Source organism: Pontibacillus marinus BH030004 = DSM 16465 (assembly GCF_000425225.1).
In the GTDB taxonomy this organism is placed as follows: Bacteria; Bacillota; Bacilli; order Bacillales; family BH030062; genus Pontibacillus; species Pontibacillus marinus.
Genome location: NZ_AULJ01000020.1, coordinates 20,573 through 37,689, shown reverse-complemented (window position 1 = coordinate 37,689; position 17,117 = coordinate 20,573). Strand labels below are relative to the sequence as shown.

The 17,117-nt window shown below is 36.8% G+C and carries 18 protein-coding genes; 10 read left to right on the top strand and 8 right to left on the bottom strand.

Annotated features, from left to right (window positions below; translation table 11 throughout):
* The first annotated feature begins 48 nt into the window (after positions 1–48).
* A complete protein-coding gene (locus tag H514_RS0105495; RefSeq protein ID WP_027446063.1) occupies positions 49–546 on the top strand; it encodes a metallophosphoesterase family protein in 498 nt (165 codons plus the stop codon).
* Between the two features lie 148 nt (positions 547–694).
* Entirely contained in the window at positions 695–1,249 is a 555-nt protein-coding gene (locus tag H514_RS22555) for a CotY/CotZ family spore coat protein (RefSeq protein WP_051255043.1), read from the top strand.
* A 100-nt stretch (positions 1,250–1,349) separates the two neighbouring features.
* Here H514_RS22555 and H514_RS0105485 read toward each other — a convergent pair whose 3' ends face one another.
* From H514_RS0105485 to H514_RS0105475, 3 genes are read right to left on the bottom strand one after another with little or no spacing between them, the layout of a single operon-like run.
* Complete coding sequence (locus H514_RS0105485; protein WP_027446062.1) at positions 1,350–2,717, bottom strand: aldehyde dehydrogenase; 1,368 nt, start codon at positions 2,715–2,717, stop codon at positions 1,350–1,352.
* 9 nt (positions 2,718–2,726) lie between these two features.
* Positions 2,727–3,644 (bottom strand): ribonuclease Z, encoded by a 918-nt coding sequence (rnz, locus tag H514_RS0105480; protein WP_027446061.1) that lies wholly within the window; start codon positions 3,642–3,644, stop codon positions 2,727–2,729.
* A gap of 10 nt (positions 3,645–3,654) precedes the next feature.
* A complete protein-coding gene (locus H514_RS0105475) occupies positions 3,655–3,957 on the bottom strand; it encodes an ArsR/SmtB family transcription factor (protein ID WP_027446060.1) in 303 nt (100 codons plus the stop codon).
* A 235-nt stretch (positions 3,958–4,192) separates the two neighbouring features.
* On the opposite strand from H514_RS0105475, the gene H514_RS0105470 reads away from it, so the two are divergent.
* Complete coding sequence (locus tag H514_RS0105470) at positions 4,193–4,768, top strand: CotY/CotZ family spore coat protein (protein ID WP_027446059.1); 576 nt, start codon at positions 4,193–4,195, stop codon at positions 4,766–4,768.
* 61 nt (positions 4,769–4,829) lie between these two features.
* Here the strand turns inward: H514_RS0105470 and H514_RS0105465 are convergent, their stop codons facing one another.
* Positions 4,830–5,204, bottom strand: coding sequence for a hypothetical protein (locus tag H514_RS0105465; RefSeq protein WP_027446058.1), 375 nt, complete (start codon positions 5,202–5,204; stop codon positions 4,830–4,832).
* 12 nt (positions 5,205–5,216) lie between these two features.
* Complete coding sequence (locus H514_RS0105460) at positions 5,217–6,407, bottom strand: ParM/StbA family protein (protein ID WP_027446057.1); 1,191 nt, start codon at positions 6,405–6,407, stop codon at positions 5,217–5,219.
* Positions 6,408–6,620: 213 nt separating this feature from the next.
* Here H514_RS0105460 and H514_RS0105455 point away from each other — a divergent pair, with 213 nt between their 5' ends.
* The 5 genes from H514_RS0105455 to H514_RS0105435 all read left to right on the top strand — a co-directional run bounded on the left by H514_RS0105455 (position 6,621) and on the right by H514_RS0105435 (position 12,016).
* Positions 6,621–7,394: a CsxC family protein gene (locus H514_RS0105455; RefSeq protein WP_036842509.1), complete on the top strand. Its 774-nt coding sequence runs from the start codon at positions 6,621–6,623 to the stop codon at positions 7,392–7,394.
* A gap of 208 nt (positions 7,395–7,602) precedes the next feature.
* Complete coding sequence (locus tag H514_RS0105450) at positions 7,603–8,373, top strand: CsxC family protein (RefSeq protein WP_027446055.1); 771 nt, start codon at positions 7,603–7,605, stop codon at positions 8,371–8,373.
* Between the two features lie 51 nt (positions 8,374–8,424).
* Positions 8,425–10,302 (top strand): hypothetical protein, encoded by a 1,878-nt coding sequence (locus tag H514_RS0105445; RefSeq protein WP_027446054.1) that lies wholly within the window; start codon positions 8,425–8,427, stop codon positions 10,300–10,302.
* A gap of 276 nt (positions 10,303–10,578) precedes the next feature.
* The gene (locus H514_RS0105440; protein ID WP_027446053.1) at positions 10,579–11,328 is read left to right on the top strand and encodes a CsxC family protein; all 750 of its coding nucleotides are present in this window, start codon (positions 10,579–10,581) and stop codon (positions 11,326–11,328) included.
* A 172-nt stretch (positions 11,329–11,500) separates the two neighbouring features.
* A complete protein-coding gene (locus tag H514_RS0105435) occupies positions 11,501–12,016 on the top strand; it encodes a hypothetical protein (RefSeq protein WP_027446052.1) in 516 nt (171 codons plus the stop codon).
* Between the two features lie 51 nt (positions 12,017–12,067).
* Here H514_RS0105435 and H514_RS0105430 read toward each other — a convergent pair whose 3' ends face one another.
* From H514_RS0105430 to H514_RS0105420, 3 genes are all read right to left on the bottom strand, one after another.
* Positions 12,068–12,358, bottom strand: coding sequence for a hypothetical protein (locus tag H514_RS0105430; protein ID WP_027446051.1), 291 nt, complete (start codon positions 12,356–12,358; stop codon positions 12,068–12,070).
* A gap of 81 nt (positions 12,359–12,439) precedes the next feature.
* Positions 12,440–13,459 (bottom strand): NADPH dehydrogenase NamA, encoded by a 1,020-nt coding sequence (namA, locus tag H514_RS0105425; RefSeq protein ID WP_027446050.1) that lies wholly within the window; start codon positions 13,457–13,459, stop codon positions 12,440–12,442.
* Between the two features lie 67 nt (positions 13,460–13,526).
* Positions 13,527–14,681 (bottom strand): glycosyltransferase family 2 protein, encoded by a 1,155-nt coding sequence (locus H514_RS0105420; protein ID WP_027446049.1) that lies wholly within the window; start codon positions 14,679–14,681, stop codon positions 13,527–13,529.
* A gap of 89 nt (positions 14,682–14,770) precedes the next feature.
* On the opposite strand from H514_RS0105420, the gene H514_RS24575 reads away from it, so the two are divergent.
* Together H514_RS24575 and pabB are read left to right on the top strand one after the other, a co-directional pair.
* Positions 14,771–15,373, top strand: a complete 603-nt coding sequence (locus H514_RS24575; RefSeq protein WP_051255042.1) for an anthranilate synthase component II — start codon at positions 14,771–14,773, stop codon at positions 15,371–15,373.
* Positions 15,370–17,115 (top strand): aminodeoxychorismate synthase component I, encoded by a 1,746-nt coding sequence (gene pabB, locus H514_RS0105410; RefSeq protein ID WP_027446048.1) that lies wholly within the window; start codon positions 15,370–15,372, stop codon positions 17,113–17,115. Before H514_RS24575 ends, pabB begins: the two co-directional genes overlap by 4 nt.
* Positions 17,116–17,117: the final 2 nt, after the last annotated feature.

Below are 17,117 nucleotides of genomic sequence, written 5' to 3'. Positions count from 1 at the left end.
GAAAACCATTCAAATCAATTAAAGGTCATGTAGAAGGAGAGATATGTTATGAAAATCGTGGTTTTATCTGATACCCATATGCCTAAGAAGGGGAGTGGATTACCTAGACAGGTCCTAGCGGATCTTGAGGATACTGATGCAATAATACATGCTGGAGACTGGAGTTCGATTGATTTACACAATGAATTATCGAAATATGCTGAAGTCTATGGTGTTTATGGAAATGTAGATGGAGAAGAAATAACAGAGATTATGAAGGATAAAATTATTCTAGAATTTCAAGGGTATCGCATTGGTGTTGTGCATGGTCATGGGGAAAAGAAAACAACAGAAAAACGGGTCATAGAAGCTTTTCATGAAGAAGAGGTTGATTTGATCATTTTTGGTCATTCACATTTACCACTTACTCGTTGGTATAACAAGACGCTAATGTTTAATCCTGGATCGTTAACAGATAAAAGAAAGTTACCTTACTACTCTTATGGGATTATTACATTAGGAGATGCAATCCATTGTAATCATGTGTATATCAGAGAAAAATCTTAGAATGAGTGTTTTTTAGGAAACTAGTGAATCTTTCTCATGGACAAAGGTACAATTAAACTTACTAGAGACAAACCCCCATACTATTCCGGTCACATCACATACTCTATTACTACCTACGGGTAATCTGAAGAAAAGGAGTTGTGAAAAGATGAGTTGTAAATGCAAAAAAGAGCAATGTGTTTGTGACAAAGTCCGTCGTATTGCCGATGCTCAGGACGCAGTTGATAACAACTGTTGTGATAGTGGTTCATGTGAACAATCTATTCGTGACCTAGTATCGCCAACTGGTGGTAATGGAGCAGATACGATCCCGTTTATGCTCTTATGTGGATGTGAGAATACATTCGCTGGCTTACTACCTTACTTTGGGTGGGGAGTAAAACGTTTCAGTGATGGTTGTAGTGGACCAATCCCTTCACCGTTTTTCCGTGTGAAAAAGATTAAGGAAGACACAAAGTGCTGTGCGATTCTTGAACTTCTTATTCCAGTGAGATGTGATTCAAGCTTATTAAGATTTGAAAACTTCCGTCGTACAGGTGTGTGTGTGGAAGTAGATCTAAGTTGTTTCACTGGAATCACATGTTTCCATCCTGTAAATGCTTTAAATGCTTCTGATAATGAAGTGAGTGAAGGATTAGAGGTTATCAATGCGTTTCGTGGTGACAGTAACTTAATGAACGCTATGGGTATGAAAGCAGAATAAGCGTTTTAATCGTCGTTTCCCTTTTTTTATAAATGCCATTTCCCCTTTTTAATAGTAGTGCCTGGAAAAATGGACGCTTCCAGGCACTTTTTATAATGTGTTATTTCAATAATCGTTTAATAATAGTTAGGCCATTTTTGGTATTTGGATAACGAAAAGAAAAATCGAATTTCGTTGTTTGTTTCACTATGCTCTTTGCATTTGTGAATGCATCAAAACTAGCCTTCCCATGGTATTTTCCAATCCCGCTATGTCCTACGCCGCCAAAAGGGAGGTAGGGGTTTGCTACGTGAAATAACGTATCATTAATACATCCGCCACCAAATGGGATATGATTTAGTACATATTCTTGGTTCTGCTGATCTTCAGAAAAATAATAGAATGCTAGAGGCTTTTCATTCGAGCGAACTTGTGAAATGACTTCATCGATATCATCATAGGTAAGAACAGGGAGAATCGGTCCAAAAATTTCCTCCTGCATGACAGAGTCCTCCCATGTTATATGATCTAGTATGGTAGGCTCTATAATCTTGTTTTCTTCGTCTATGCCTCCGCCTATTACAATTTCTCCTTCAGACAAGTAAGGTGTTAATCGCTTGAAATGTCGATGGTTCACAATATGCGTATATTCTTCATTTAATAATGGGGTTTCACTATACATCTCTTTAATATATTGCTTCATTTTTGATAAAAGTTCAGGTTTCACATTACGGTGTACATATAAGTAATCAGGAGCGATACACGTTTGGCCTGCGTTAGTATATTTTCCCCACACGATTCGCTTCGCAGCGAGATCCAGATTAGCTTTTTCATCAACAATAACAGGGCTTTTGCCACCCAATTCTAATAGGATAGGGGTGAGGTTTTGACTCGCTTTTTCCATGACAATCTTGCCTACAGGTACGCTTCCAGTGAAAAAGATAAGGTCAACTTGCTGCTCTATTAGCTCCTGGCTCTCTTCAACTGCTCCTTCTACAACTGCAAAATACTCTTGATCAAAGGTTTTTGATATAAGCCTATTTAACAAATTCGAAATGGATGGGGTAAGTTCAGATGGCTTTAGGATGATTGTGTTTCCGCCAGCAATAGCACCAATTACAGGAGCTAAGGCAAGGTGGAAAGGATAATTCCAAGGAGCGATAATAAGACTTACACCATAGGGTTCTTTGTATATATAACTTTTTGAACCGAGATGAGATGTAGGTGTCTTAACCTTAGTCGGTTTCATCCAGGTTTTAAGTTCTTTCAATATAAGGTTAATTTCGGCATACAAGAAACCAATTTCAGAAGTATAGCTTTCAAATTCTGATTTATTTAAGTCAGCTTTCAGAGCTTGAATGATATCTGTTTCGTTCTGTTGGATCATTTTCTTCAGCTTTAGTAATTGTTCTTTCCGAAAATCAAAAGGTCGTGTTAGGTCCTTGTGATAATACGCTCTTTGTGTATTTACAAGTTGAGGGATATTCATAACATCCTCCTATAAAATTTGAGTTTGGAAAAAGTCATAAGCAATCTCGCTATTTGAAAAGACCTCTTTAGCTTCATGCATCAGTTGATCAACAGCCTCGTTTTGATAACGAGATGAAATATGAGTTAAGATCAGCCTTTGTACATTTGCATCTTTGGCTAATTGAGCAGCTTGCTTTGTTGTAGAGTGGAAGAAATTATAAGCATTCTTCTCATCTTCGCTTGCAAATGTTGCCTCATGGACGAGTACATCAGCATCTTTAACATTAGACTTTAAGTGCTCCTTGTAGCGTGTATCTCCTAAAATACATACCTTTCGCCCTTTTTTAGGCTTCCCTACAAAATCTTTACGGTGAATTTCCTTACCTGATTCCAAAATAACACTAGGTTGTTCTTTAATCTTTTGATAGATTGGGCCAGGTTGTACACCCATTTCTTTTAAACGATCGACCAGTAATTCCCCTGGTTTATCGTGCTCTTGTACACAGAAACCAAAACTAGGCATTCCGTGCTCTAAAGCAAAGCAACGTACTGTTAGTTGGTTATCCTCATAAATTGTTCCTTCTTCAACCTCAATAATTTGTAGATCATAGGCTAGTTTTGTACCACTAACACTTAAAGATGTTTCCAAATAGGCTTGAATACCTTTTGGACCATATACGGTTAAAGGTGTGTCTCCTCCTTGAAATGAACGACTGCCTAGTAAACCTGGTAACCCAAAGATATGGTCTCCATGTAAATGAGTAATGAATATTTTTTCTATACGTCTGGGTCTTATATTCGTATGTAGGATTTGATGTTGTGTGGACTCTCCGCAATCAAATAGCCATGTACTTCCTCGCTCTTGAAGTAATTGTAGGGCAATGGAGGAGACGTTACGTTGTTTAGAGGGTACCCCGGCTCCAGTCCCTAAAAAATATAAATCCATGTTGAGCCTCCTATTTTATGCATGCCTCAATTTCATTAATTAACTTTTTTAATAAGTCGATATTAGACTCTATTGATACATAATAATACCGTTTAGTTCCTTGTTTAATCGTAGATACAATTCCAGCTTCCCTTAGTATCTTTAGATGATGGGAAACAGCTGGACGAGAGAGGGGAGAGTGTTCAGCAATCTCCGTAACATTCAATTGTTTGTGCTTCTCGAGTAACAAAAGTATATCTTGTCGAGCTGTATCACCAAGGGCATGGAAAGTGGCGGTGTTTAACCGTAATAACTCTTCAAATTGATCAGACATTCTATGTACCCTTCCTCGGTTTATCGGTTTAAATTTTTAAACGAATTATAAGCCTTGTATAGGAAAAATGCAAGAAAGAAGAAGCAGAAGAGAATACCTTGTATAAGGATTACGACTATTAAATTTTATTGATAGCCTTTTTTTGTATTTACACTCATATCTGGGCGAAGTCGTTAAACAAACATTGTCACTTTTACGTAAGATATTTTAGTAAATATAAAAGGAGTGAAACTGAATGGGGTGTAGTAAGCATAAAGATTATTTCGATCATGACTATGATTATCATGAAAAACATGATGGTGACCACAAAGATTATTATAAACCACCACATGGAAAACATTATGAAAATTGTGTAGAAGATGTATTAGAGGGTATTTTAGAAGCTCAGAAAAAAGTGAAAAAAGATGATTGTTGTAAAACTTCTTGTCAGCATTCAATTGATGATCTACTACATGAAGAAAAGAAGTCTAAAAAAGACACCATTCCATTTATTCTTTACTGTGACTGCAAACCTTTTAAAGGGAGCGGTGTGACGAAGTATCGTTGTCACTCGAAGCATAGTAAGTTTAAATGTGTAGAGACATTTGTTTTTAAAGTTAAGGATCTTGATAAGAAATGTGCTGTCCTTGAACTGCTAACATTCAAAGGGGACCATAAGAATGCTTCCAAGGAAAAAGACTTGCATTCCCCTTGTGATCAAATCGATCACAAGTGTGTAGATGATTTAATTGGTACAGGGATCTGCATCAATGTAGATTTATCTTGTTTCTGTGCGATCACATGCCTACCAGCTGTAAAGTTAGATTGTTAGAGTAGCTTCTTTCATTTCATAGAAAAAGGTGAACGTGATCCGTTCACCTTATCTACATAGTCTATCCACCAAATGCCTCGAGGACATCTTCTAATTCTTTTATATCTAAGTCTTTTTCTTGTATAAAATGATTGGAGCTGTTTTGTTGTGTGACCTTTGAGTTAAAGTTTCCTTGTCGTAGCATTTTTTTAATTTCCAATAACTCACTTAGGACATCATTAGATCCGTGAATTTCAGTAGGTTTATGAGAGCTATTTACATAATCACTTAGTGCAGAAAAGATCAAATGACTTAGCGTATTATTGTTCGTGTGGTACCGAATTTGATTTTCGACAGATCTAGAAACCTGCTGCGTTTCCCCTGTCTTAACATGAATAAAGTGGTCAGGGATCGATAAGACCGTTTTATTTGTATAATCAATATAATTTTTTGACATATTCAGCCCCCACTAACTATTAGTGAGTACGTATTCAGAGTTGGTCTGCTTTTCTAGTTTCAATTGGTTCATTTTGGCTAAAATTAATAAGCCGTGAACATTTAGTGTATCCATATCTTCTGGGAAGTATAATTCAATAGGACGGCCTCGTTCTGCCCACTTTACAGCTGCTTCTTGAATTTGCCTCTTAGCTAGACTAGCAGCACCACCAACCGCAATGTAACGTACTGCTCCTTTTATTTCACTAGAACTGCTTCGAACTCGATCAAACAGTTCGAGGTACTTGATCGCCATTAACTTTAATTGAGGAATAATGTATTTGCTTATATCCTTTCTTACACCAGCGAATGGCTCAACGTACCACTCCGATTGACCTGCAGCAAGTTTTTCTTCAAGTTCAGAGCGCGAATCAAATTTATATAATTCATTTTTGCTAACTTTTTGGATGATATTATCTAAGAATTGATTAATTCCGAAAGGCTCACCCTCTACGGATGCAACAGGTTTATTATTTTTTATGCCTACGAAATCAACAGAATCTCCACCTAAATCTCCGATGATTATTCCTTTCTTTGAGTCTCTATAAAGGTCGCTATCTTTTATTTCAAGACTTTCAAGGTTACGCGTCATTCCTAAATACGCACATGCACCTTCAGCACCAACGATGACATCATTAACATGTAAATTCACCGCTATTTCCTTAGGCTCATCTACTCCAGGGACCTTATGAAAAATAATCGTATGTGTACCCGTTAAGCGTTGTTTAATGGATTCCTTCTTTTCCTTATATTGAGTAGTAGGTAAGGACACAGCTAATTGGTCGATCTGATAATCAAGTTCTGTTTCATCTGGATTAGCTAGAATAGCATGATAGGCTGAGATTCCAAATAGTAAAATGTAAGTTCGAATTTCATCTACTTTTTGGTTATTAAAAGATGTTAGACTGACATTCTTTTGCCTCGTTGCAGATTTACCAATATAAAAAATTTCTCTTTTATCGACGATAGCATGACTTTTAACCTCAACGATTAAATTATCTTCAAGCTCCATTTCCTCCTCATCATAAGGTTTTTCATGAAATTCTTCGTCGAACAACGCAATCGCATTCGGCATTTTGTATTCCGATAATTCACCTTGATCTGACGCAAGTACTTTGTACCAACTGTTGCCGATATCGGCAGCAAGTAAATTTTTATTTTCCATATACTCTCCTCCTCACGTTAAATACTATGTGCCCAGTGGGTCAATCTGTGCTAGTACCTAGTTAACTTTTTTTAATTCTATTAAGGTTTGTCTCCTATACTTATACCTATGGTTCTAGTAAATTTCCGCATTTATCTTGATGGTTTCGTCCATGCTTGTAAGGGTGTTTTGCATAGTATAAAAGTGTACTACAATACTAAGGAGGAATTTATAGTGAGCGACAATCACATTAATGAAAGAACAGATTGTATAGAAGTAAGTGAAACAGCTTCACTTGGTGAGTGTGAAAATACCCCAGTTGTTGGTGACCGAGTTATTTATCCTGGAGGGCAAACTCCAATTGTTAAAGTCCCTGTGGTATTAGGAGAATTCGATGTTACAACAAATTTAAGTGCTAACATTCATTTTCATGATCCAGTACAAGAGATCAAAAAAGTAAAGCATACTGTAGAAATTGTGCAATGTAGACTTATGACAAATGCTGTTAGTAGCGATCCTTATGCTAGTGGAGAATTCCCATTATTTTTAAAAGGCTTTGTTCGTAAAAACATTCAATATGAAACACCCGTACCTGGAACGTCTAGAGATTGTGTAAACTCTGACGTAAAATCCAAGACGGTTAGAGTTCCGTTTTCTTGTACAACAATGGTTACTGTTGAGAACGTGGTGAGACCAATATCAAGTGATAATGAAGAATTTAGCTTCTTCAGAGCACAAGATCTAGGAACTGGCTTCCCAGAAAAGGATAAATACCTTTCTTCTGATCTTTCTCAATTTCACTTTATGGAGTCACAGAGTTACAATGAATTTCCTTTCTGTGAACTTATTTCAAGTGATGTAATTGCCTGGGATGAAGCTACTGATCGACGCACTACAGGAGATAGCCCGGTTAAAGAAGGCTACTTCCATAATGTTGTAGAAAAAATGATGATTAGATTTAGAATTAAAGTATTACAGAAGCAACAAGTACGTGTTAACTCACTCTAAACGCTTTAAATCGATTGAATACAGGAAAGCATTAGTGCTCTCATAATTAGAGAACACTAATGCTTTTTTTATTTGTAATAAAATATTCACCAAATCCTTTGAAGCTAGGTGAATATCCAAGCATCAATCGAACTTATGTGACAATCGCCCAGAACATAGACAGGTAACCTGCATAGGATACACTATCTTGTTTAGGGAGGAACCCAATATGTCCGAAAATACTAACCACAAAAACAACAATTTTGAAGTCTCATCAAATTTATACGAATGTGATTCACATCACCAGGATCCACATTGTTCAAGGGGGAAAGTTTTCTCGAAGATTCCTGTAGTGCTGGCTCAGTTAAACTTACAAATGAAATTAGATGCCAAAATAAAATTTCCAGAACCAGTTTTAGAAATAAAAGATATTAAAAAGCAAGTAAAACTAACTCAGTGTCGTTTACTACTTCCGTCAAATAAATTATTTGTAAAAGGGTTTGTTCGAAAAAATATCCAATATGCAAGTCCTTGTACGGACATAGAAAACAATACTTCAAAATCAGTAGCATCAGACCTTCATTCATACACAGTAGATATTCCTTTTGACTGTGTAACAGAAGTGAAGAAGTATCTTTCTATGCCAGTAATGCCTGAAGTTAATAACAGACAGGAATTTGATTTTATGGTTTCTAAGCCATTGGGTACGGGATATCCAGAGAAAGATGAATTATTAATGAATGATCTTTCACAATTCCATCAGGAGAGCAGTCAATTTTATAATGAATTGCCATTTTGTGAGTTAATCTCAAGTAAGATTATCGAATGGGATGAAGCAATTGACCGTGTTTCATTACCAGGAGAATCACCACTTGGAGAAGGCTATTTCAATAAGATAGAGGAAAAAATGGTCGTGGATATTTGTATTAAGGTCCTACAAAACCAACAGGTTCATATTTCATCTCACCACGATCATGATTGTCATGATGATTGTGATTGATCGAAAGCTTTCAAATATTCATGAGTGAGGAGGGATGGGAGAGGGAGCTTCTTGAATAGGACCTTCCCGAAAAAGATGGAGAATAAATACTCTGAGTTTAAAAAGATTAACCCTTTCCGTAGAAGTAGTCGAGTTGGGAATGAATCTAACCATATGAACAAGAGAAGAACGAATTTTCCGAACAGGTTAGATTCTGAAACAAAGCCAACACTCTTTTCACCACCCGAGGTTGTTGATAAAGAGTATAAGAATGAGCCATTCGTATCAAGTGACAGTGAAGTTGAGTCAAGTGAGGAAAGAGTTTCATCATTTATTGATGAGTTCTCAAGCATGCTTGATATCCCCTCTCTATCCTACTCTGGATCCATGGATGATATGGAAACGTCATTATGGCAAGAACAAGAGCAGGATGAGGGAAAGGAAGAAAATGAAGAGGAAACTGAAGAAGAGAGCTTTTCTACAAGATCTGATCATGTTGAACGGAGAAATAAGAGAAATCCTTTTATAAATGAATTCACTGCAATGTTAGAGGAGTACTCAGGAAGTGAAATAGATGATGAAGAGGATGATAACAGTTTCGAAGAAGAGAGAGTTGAAGATTACCAGGACCAGAACGAAAACTTCGCAGCTCCTAACCCTTTTCAAGATGGGAGCTTAGAACAAGAGAATCCATTTGTAAATGAATTCACAACTATGTTAGATAACGAACAATCTGTTCACGATGAAGAAGAAAAAACAGATGTAAACTTAGAAGAAGCTACCATCGACGATTCTTCAGATGAAAGTGATAAGAATAATGATTCTATAAATGAAGTGTATGAAGATGAGGAGATTGAAGAAGAATCATTTCATAACGATTTTACATCGATATTAGAGGAAGATTCAGCCGAGGAGCAAAGTGAAGAATATACAGATGAAGGAAATAATGAAGAAGATCAAAATGATGAAATCCAGGAAGGAACTCCCTTTCAAGAAGAATTTACATCTATGTTAGAAGAGGGCTCTTCACTTGAGCTAGGAGATCATGAACTTGAAAAGCCTGAACCAGAGATAGAGACAAATGTTGAGGAAGATTCAACAGATGAAGAATCAGAGGATTTTGATCAAAGCGATGAAGAAGAAATTGATCACAACGAATCTCTTCAACAAGAAATGCTCTCAATTCTTGAAGAAACGGATGATGAAGATGAAACATCCTTACAATTTATGGAGGATGTGATTGAATACTTCGATGAGATTGAAGATAATAGATCATTTCCATTAGATCGATTTTTAGAATTTCTTATGAATGTATATTGTTCAGATGAATCTGATCATGTAATGGATATAGATGATGAAGAGAGCGTAGAGGAAGAAGAGCAAGAAGAAGAGAAAATAAATGAATACCATGCTGAAGATCGTTATTTAGAAGATCCTTCAGTTATTGTCAAACTTCCAGTAACCCTTGCAAATGTAAAGCTAGAGGTTGATATTTTAAAAGAAATAGAATTACACACACCGATTTCTATTATTAAGAAAATAAGATGGTCCATTTCTTCTTTAAAGAGTAAGGTGCTTTTACCATCATCAACCGTCTTTTTTAAAGGAATCTTAGTAGTAGAAGTAGAGTTTGAAGGGCAAGATACCAAAAAATCAATCCAATCTATTCAATTCCCAATTGAGTGGGAAAAAAGTGTAGATGTTATCTGGATGACAACACCAGAAAAAGCTGAAGAGTATGAAAAAGAATACACGTTTGATGGAAATAGTCATAGCATGCACTTAGAATCTTATCAAAAGCTAGCTCATGAGATTGCCCATGATTTAAAAGATATTCAATGTTTGTGGCATTATGATGTAGATAGGGAGAATCAACCTAAACATCTACAATTAAATGGGGCAGTAACACTTTTGATAGAATTAAGTCAGAATCAGTATCTTCCTATTTAAATTAAAAGTTGTAAGGGGTGTCTGGACTTTAAGGCACCCTTTAAGTATGTATAAATAAACCTCTGATTACCATTCCGATACTTTTTCCAGTTCGTTTATATGATAATAGCACTGAAAAATGATTGAAATGCCATACTACATTTGTCCACTCCTATAGTGAACATCACGCATATACAAATAGTAAGTCAGAAATAATAAAGCCTTTTTACATCACGTTAAAAATGTGTGTATAGGGTTTTATATATTTCGACAATAAAATTTATAGGAGTGAATTGGATGAAGAAGAACACAGGAAGATGTGGCGGAAGCAAGAACGGACATTGTCCTCCAATGATGGGTGTCGATAAAGCAAAAACTCATGATACTTTTTGTAATGTTGATGAACTCCAATATATTGACCCTCGAAATTTTGAGCGTACTGTAGCGTTAACGGATGCTAATATTTCAGCAAGAGTTGAAGCGGACATTAAACTTCCGACTTATGCAAATGATATTAAACACATTAGAAAAAATGTGCATCTAACTCAATGTCAGGTAATCCCTATTGAGAACCCATCCCTAGAAGTAGCAAACCAAACGAACATTTTAGATGTTTATGTTGAAGGGTATGTACACAAAAACATTCAGTATTCAGAAGGCCCTGAAGGTTATGTGAAAGACTATAGCGTAAATGTTCCTTTTAAATGTTATGAAAGAATAACATTACCTGATTTAAATACCGTTCTGATTGCAAATAGCCAAAAGAGTAACCAAATCCAAGAAATTAGAGTGACAGATGATAAAGGTATGGGGGCAGATCGTTGCGAATTCGGCTCTATCACGTTTGAGAACCTTAATGAGCCTGTAGAATGTAAATTACTAAGAGCACGAGTAAGTCAAAGAGATTTCACAGAGAACTTTAATACTTGGGGACAATTCAACAAAATTACTGAGAAAATGGCAATTGACTTTGTTTTACGTTTAACTCAAGTACAACGACGTGCTGAAGCTGGCCCAACAGAAGAAGAAACATTCTTCGAAGAATAATCTTCAAATTATAAGGGTGTCTCAATTCCTTGAGGCACCTTTATTTTAATGCGGGCAATAATTTTTCTTTAATTATTTTTAAGAAATTACCAATTAAGTTGTACGAATGTGTAACATTTTATCTCTATTTGTCGTCCAATAGGTAGAAGCCTTTAATGAAAGTTGGGAAACAATGAAAAATCTATTATTCTTAGCCATATTCATGATCATGGTTGTAACTGCTTGTGGTCCACAAAAAGAAGCAAATTCAACTGATATACATACGCTAATGCGTGATTATCCTCAGGTTGAACAAGCCCTAAAAAATATACCGGAAGAAGATTTAGAACGTATCATTGTTCCAAAATATATACCATTTGAGGTGCAAAGTGTAGAGGCAATAGTGTATCCAGGGAAAAAGAAAGAAGTTGAATTGATTTTTTCTAATGGCTCTTTGAATCTTCATGTGATGAATGGAGAGTTCTCAGGTAGTAAAATTCCTTCGAATACCAAAATACATGGTGAACGATCAGCGCTATATAACACGAATAAGTTTGGGAAAGTATTGGAGTGGCCAGATAAACAACATAATGGATATTATACGATTAAGCTAATGACTTACACTCCTGAGAAAGAATTACCTTACACGAAACAAGATTTATTAAAAGTAGCGAATTCCATGTATAATGATCAGAATGTTTCTATGTAATTAAAAATAAGATCCCTTTCCTGTGCATTAGGAAAGGGATCTTATTATGTTTTACTGTACTTGATCGTTTTGAGCAGAAAGGTTTCTTTGCGTACGTTCCATCTGCTGTTGGTATTGTTCTAATTGTTGTTGAGCTTCAAATAATTGCACATTCGATTGATCATTTCCTTTTGTAGCTTTTCCTTGCGCATCTGCAACCAAACTCTGTAGCTCTTTTATCCCGTTTTGAGCCTTTTCAACTTGTTGAGGGTCGGTACTGTTTTGTGCATTTCTTACTTCTTCTTCAATTTGCTCGATCCCTTTTAACATTTCACGTACTTCATGTTCGTTTTGTAGTGTCATATTCTCATTACCTCCAAATTAGACATTCATGCTTATTTTGTTCAGAGATAACGTTTATATCCAAAGGAAATAGGGGATCTTTTACATCCAACCTCGTTCATATTGTTTTGGCCCATTGAGGTCAACGCCCAATTCATCAGCTGCTGCTTTTGCCCAATACGGGTTACGTAGCATGGCACGGGCAACAAAGATTAAATCAGCACGTTCGTTTTGAATAACCTCCTCAGCTTGTATCCCTGAGGTGATCATGCCGACAGCCCCTGTAGCAATGTCGCCTTCATTACGAATTTGGTCAGCATACGAAAGCTGATATCCTGGGAAGACATTTGGTCGGGCCGATACGACTCCTCCAGAGCTGCAGTCAATGAGATTCACCTCATGATTTTTCATTTCTCTAGCGAAGTATAAAAAGTCATCCATAGTATTACCTTCGGGGTGATATTCATTTGCAGATATACGTACGAAAATGGGACCATCCCATGTTGTTTTTACAGCTTCAATGATTTCATCTAAGAAACGAAAACGGCTTTCACGGTCTCCACCGTATTCATCTTCGCGCTTATTCGTTAAAGGGGAGAGGAATTGGTTAATTAAGTATCCATGTGCACCATGAAGTTCAATGATATCAAAATGTGCTTCTTTAGCTCTTCTAGCACCTTCAGCGAAAGCATCTATGGTTCGTTTAATATCTTCTTTAGTCATTTCTTTAGGTACTTTCCAATCATCTTTGTAAGGAACTGAACTTGGTGCGAATATATCTCCGTCAATTACAGCTTTACGCCCAGCATGAGCTAATTGAATTCCACTTCGAGCACCATGTCTATGGATTCCCTCATTTATTTGTTGTAGTCCTTCGATATGTTCATCATTCCAAATACCAAGATCCTCTTCTGAAATACGTCCCTCAGGCAATACAGCTGTAGCTTCTGTAAAGACTAATCCAGCTTGGCCAGCAGCACGACTTTCATAATGGGCTAAATGAAAAGGGACCACTTTGCCATCTTTTTGTTCACAAGAATACATACACATTGGTGACATGACTATGCGGTTTTTTAAGGTGACTTTTCCGAAAGTAATCGGTGAAAATAATCCAGAACTCATATGGTTTCTTCCTCCTCGTTCTTTCTCTCTTCAATCTTTTCTATTTTCTCATATAGTCATTTGATCTTCAGCTTTGATGCTTATTTCGTTTTTTCTTTAACTCCTTTATTGAATAAAAGGTTCCTCTCCACATGATGCCGCCTCTTTTGTAGGTGAGCCAAACTGCTTTAACAGTGGCGTAAATGAAGATGGAAGCAGTTACTGGTAAAAGGAAGCTGAGAAAAGGGGAGTAGGTAGACATTTTTCTTGTCGTGAGTGCAAATAAGCCAACCATTAATAATACATCGAAGGCTGCAATAGCTTGTAATAAACCATCGCTTGTTATGAGGATCAAAAAAGGTAAAACCTGTGAAATAAAAGTACCTATAATGGCAAATAAAGCCATGAAATAGGAGTAATAAAGTCCTGCAAATGTGTTCTTTTCTAATCCTTTTATGGCATCTTTTAATGATGGATACCATTCTACCGATATCTGTTGAAAACCAGTAGCAAGTCTTTGTTTATATCCGTGCGATTTAATGGTCTGTCCCAAATGTAAATCATCATCTGGCCTTAGCGGAAACGCCGCGTGTGTACCAATGTCTTGATAGACTTGTTGAGAAAGAAGCTGAAAGGCACCAATTCCCATTCCACCTTTATTAGACCTATCATTATTTGCCGTCCAAGGACGTTTAAAGAAACCAAAACCAAATAAGAAGTAGGCAATAAATGCTTTTAACCAAAATGAATTTGCTTTCAGGTCTGTAGCTACAGTTACATGATCAGCCTGTTGTTCTTCTAAAAAAGCCATAGAGTTTAATAGTGCATGCTGATTAAATTCCACATCTCCATCTGTGAAAAGTAAATACTCACCAGTTGAAGCTTCGTATCCTTTTTGTAAAGCATGGTTTTTTCCAAGCCACCCTGAAGGGAGATGTTCGACGTGGATAACTTTTAAAGGTTTAAGTTCCTCTTGTAAGGTATTTAATATTTCACCAGTTCTATCATTAGATCGATCATTAACTGCAATGATCTCAAATTCTACACCTTGTTGAGAACTGAGAGACCGAATCGTGTTTTGAATAGACTGTTCTTCATCTTTGGCTGCAATAATAACAGATAATCGTGAACTCCTTTTTGGTCTTGAACGCCTTGTTAACGGATGTAGAGATCTCATTCCGATCCATCCATCGACAAAAGCTATAAGCCAAAATAGCGTTAGTAGAATGAATAAATACAACATACAAGGTATACTCCTATCTTAATTGTGCCGTATATCGAAATTCTTGCTATAATGAAAAGCGGATTCTATATAGAGAAGTGGTGCTACACATGATTGTCATCATCGATCATTATGATTCGTTTACTTATAATTTATATCAATATATAACAGAAATTGCAGGGGAAGTGCTTGTGTTTCGTCATGACCAAGTGACAGTAAAAGACATAGAAAAGTTATCCCCGAAAGCTATTGTTCTTTCACCAGGACCTGGTAATCCTACTGAATCAGGAATAAGTAAAGATGTTCTGGAACAATTTTATCAAAAGATTCCGATACTAGGGATCTGTTTAGGTCATCAGGTGATTGTAGAGTGGTTAGGTGGAAAAGTTCAAAAAGGGGAACAGCCGGTGCATGGTAAGACTGCAAAAGTTACGCATGATGGTCAAACGATCTTTCGTGATATACCAAACCCTACCACAGTTACCCGATACCATTCCCTTGTTGCCACAACATTACCCTCAAGCTTGAAGGTTACGGCTAGATCCGAGGATGGAGCTGTGATGGCTGTGCGACACAATACTTATCCCATTGAAGGGATCCAATTCCATCCAGAATCGATTCTTACTGAGCATGGCTTTCATATGCTCCAGAATTTCTTCTCTAATATGAAGGGAAAAGATTTGGATTTCATACGAAAGAAGGTGGAGAGATGAGTTCGTCTCCTAATCTTTATTTTGAATATGCTGATGAAAAGGGGAATAAGAATCCTTTGCTTTTTGAGGATCCTTTGAAGGTGATTCAAACGCAACAATTAGATGAAATAGAGAATGTTTTTATAGAATTAGAAAAGGCGATAAAGCAGGGCTACTATGTGGCTGGGTATGTAGCTTATGAAGCTGCGCCTGCGTTTGATGCTGCTTATCAAGTGAGTAAACAGGGAAATGAGATGCCTCTTGTGTGGTTCGGGGTATTCGAGGAGCCTGCTAAACGTGAACCAGAAAAAAAAGAAGATATGTTTAATACTTCAGAGTGGAGTATTGAAACAGATTACGAATCATACCAAAGCGATATGCAACGTATTCGACAGGGCATTGAAAAAGGAGATACGTATCAGATTAATTACACGACGAGAATGAGGGCTCAATTTGAAGGGGAACCTTTTGCTTTTTACAAGCATTTATCCCGAAATCAAAACTCTTCTTACTGTGCGTTTTTAGATATTGGTGAGTACTCCATTCTTTCAGCTTCTCCAGAACTCTTTTTCCGGAAAAAAGGGAACATCATTACAACGAAGCCGATGAAAGGTACTTCAAAGCGTGGAAGGTGGTTCGAGGAAGATGAATATCTTGCTAATGACCTTTATCACTCAGAAAAAAACCGTGCAGAAAACTTGATGATTGTAGATCTCTTGAGGAATGATCTTGGGCGTATGGCACAGTCCGGTACGGTAAAAGTCCCTCGTTTATTTGAAATAGAGACGTATCCTACAGTTCATCAAATGACTTCTACCATTCAAGCTGATGTGGATACAGAAAAGTCCATTTATGATTGGTTTCAGGCGTTATTTCCTTGTGGTTCTATAACAGGTGCTCCTAAAATCAAAACCATGGAATACATAGCAGAACTTGAAACCTCACCGAGGGAAGTGTATTGTGGTGCAATTGGTTATATTACCCCTGAAAAGGATGCGGTCTTTAATGTTCCGATTCGTACTGTTTGGATGAATCATAACAACCATCAGGCGGAATACGGTACTGGAGGCGGTGTGACGTGGGATTCAACAAGTAAGGGGGAATATGAAGAACTTCAAACAAAGGCTAAACTATTAACGGAAAATCGCCCTTCTTTTCAACTTTTAGAGACTATGAAATTAGAAAATCAAACCTACCCATTAGGGAGTCGGCATTTGAACAGATTAGATCAAAGTGCTATGTATTTCGGTTATAAGTTTGGTAAGGACTTTATTGAACAGGAGTTAAACCAAATAGCTGAAGACTATCCACATGGGGAATATAAAGTGCGTTTGTTAATGTCCGAAGATGGCACTATTGAAACTCAAGTAAGTGAAATAAAAAATAACATTGAGCATATGGAAGCGGTATTAGCTAAACAGGCAGTGGATTCTTCTGATCCTTTCCTTTACCATAAAACCACTCATCGTGCTGTATATAACAACCATAAAACCTCGGAGTTATCTAATCCAACCTCTGTATTGTTATGGAACGAACGAGAAGAGATTACGGAATTTATTATTGGGAATGTGGTTTTAGAAATGAACGGGACTATGTTAACCCCACCTGTGAATTCAGGGTTGTTAGCTGGAACGTTTAGAGAGAAGTTACTTGATAGAGGAATTATTCAAGAGCGAGTCTTATACAAACATGATCTGAAAAACTGTAATAAAGTATGGATGATAAATGCTGTCAGAGGTTGGGTGGAAGTTACTTTAAAGTAAAG

Bases quoted from the DNA above. Each gene is read 5' to 3' on its own strand.
- H514_RS0105475 (WP_027446060.1), bottom strand. From the start codon at position 3,957: ATGTCTGATCAATTTGAAGAGTTATTACGGTTAAACACCGCCACTTTC.
- H514_RS0105470 (WP_027446059.1), top strand. From the start codon at position 4,193: ATGGGGTGTAGTAAGCATAAAGATTATTTCGATCATGACTATGATTAT.
- H514_RS22555 (WP_051255043.1), top strand. From the start codon at position 695: ATGAGTTGTAAATGCAAAAAAGAGCAATGTGTTTGTGACAAAGTCCGT.
- namA (WP_027446050.1), bottom strand. From the start codon at position 13,459: ATGAGTTCTGGATTATTTTCACCGATTACTTTCGGAAAAGTCACCTTA.
- H514_RS0105465 (WP_027446058.1), bottom strand. From the start codon at position 5,204: ATGTCAAAAAATTATATTGATTATACAAATAAAACGGTCTTATCGATC.
- pabB (WP_027446048.1), top strand. From the start codon at position 15,370: ATGAGTTCGTCTCCTAATCTTTATTTTGAATATGCTGATGAAAAGGGG.
- H514_RS0105435 (WP_027446052.1), top strand. From the start codon at position 11,501: ATGAAAAATCTATTATTCTTAGCCATATTCATGATCATGGTTGTAACT.
- H514_RS0105450 (WP_027446055.1), top strand. From the start codon at position 7,603: ATGTCCGAAAATACTAACCACAAAAACAACAATTTTGAAGTCTCATCA.
- H514_RS0105460 (WP_027446057.1), bottom strand. From the start codon at position 6,407: ATGGAAAATAAAAATTTACTTGCTGCCGATATCGGCAACAGTTGGTAC.
- H514_RS24575 (WP_051255042.1), top strand. From the start codon at position 14,771: ATGATTGTCATCATCGATCATTATGATTCGTTTACTTATAATTTATAT.
- H514_RS0105420 (WP_027446049.1), bottom strand. From the start codon at position 14,681: ATGTTGTATTTATTCATTCTACTAACGCTATTTTGGCTTATAGCTTTT.
- H514_RS0105440 (WP_027446053.1), top strand. From the start codon at position 10,579: ATGAAGAAGAACACAGGAAGATGTGGCGGAAGCAAGAACGGACATTGT.
- rnz (WP_027446061.1), bottom strand. From the start codon at position 3,644: ATGGATTTATATTTTTTAGGGACTGGAGCCGGGGTACCCTCTAAACAA.
- H514_RS0105485 (WP_027446062.1), bottom strand. From the start codon at position 2,717: ATGAATATCCCTCAACTTGTAAATACACAAAGAGCGTATTATCACAAG.
- H514_RS0105430 (WP_027446051.1), bottom strand. From the start codon at position 12,358: ATGACACTACAAAACGAACATGAAGTACGTGAAATGTTAAAAGGGATC.
- H514_RS0105495 (WP_027446063.1), top strand. From the start codon at position 49: ATGAAAATCGTGGTTTTATCTGATACCCATATGCCTAAGAAGGGGAGT.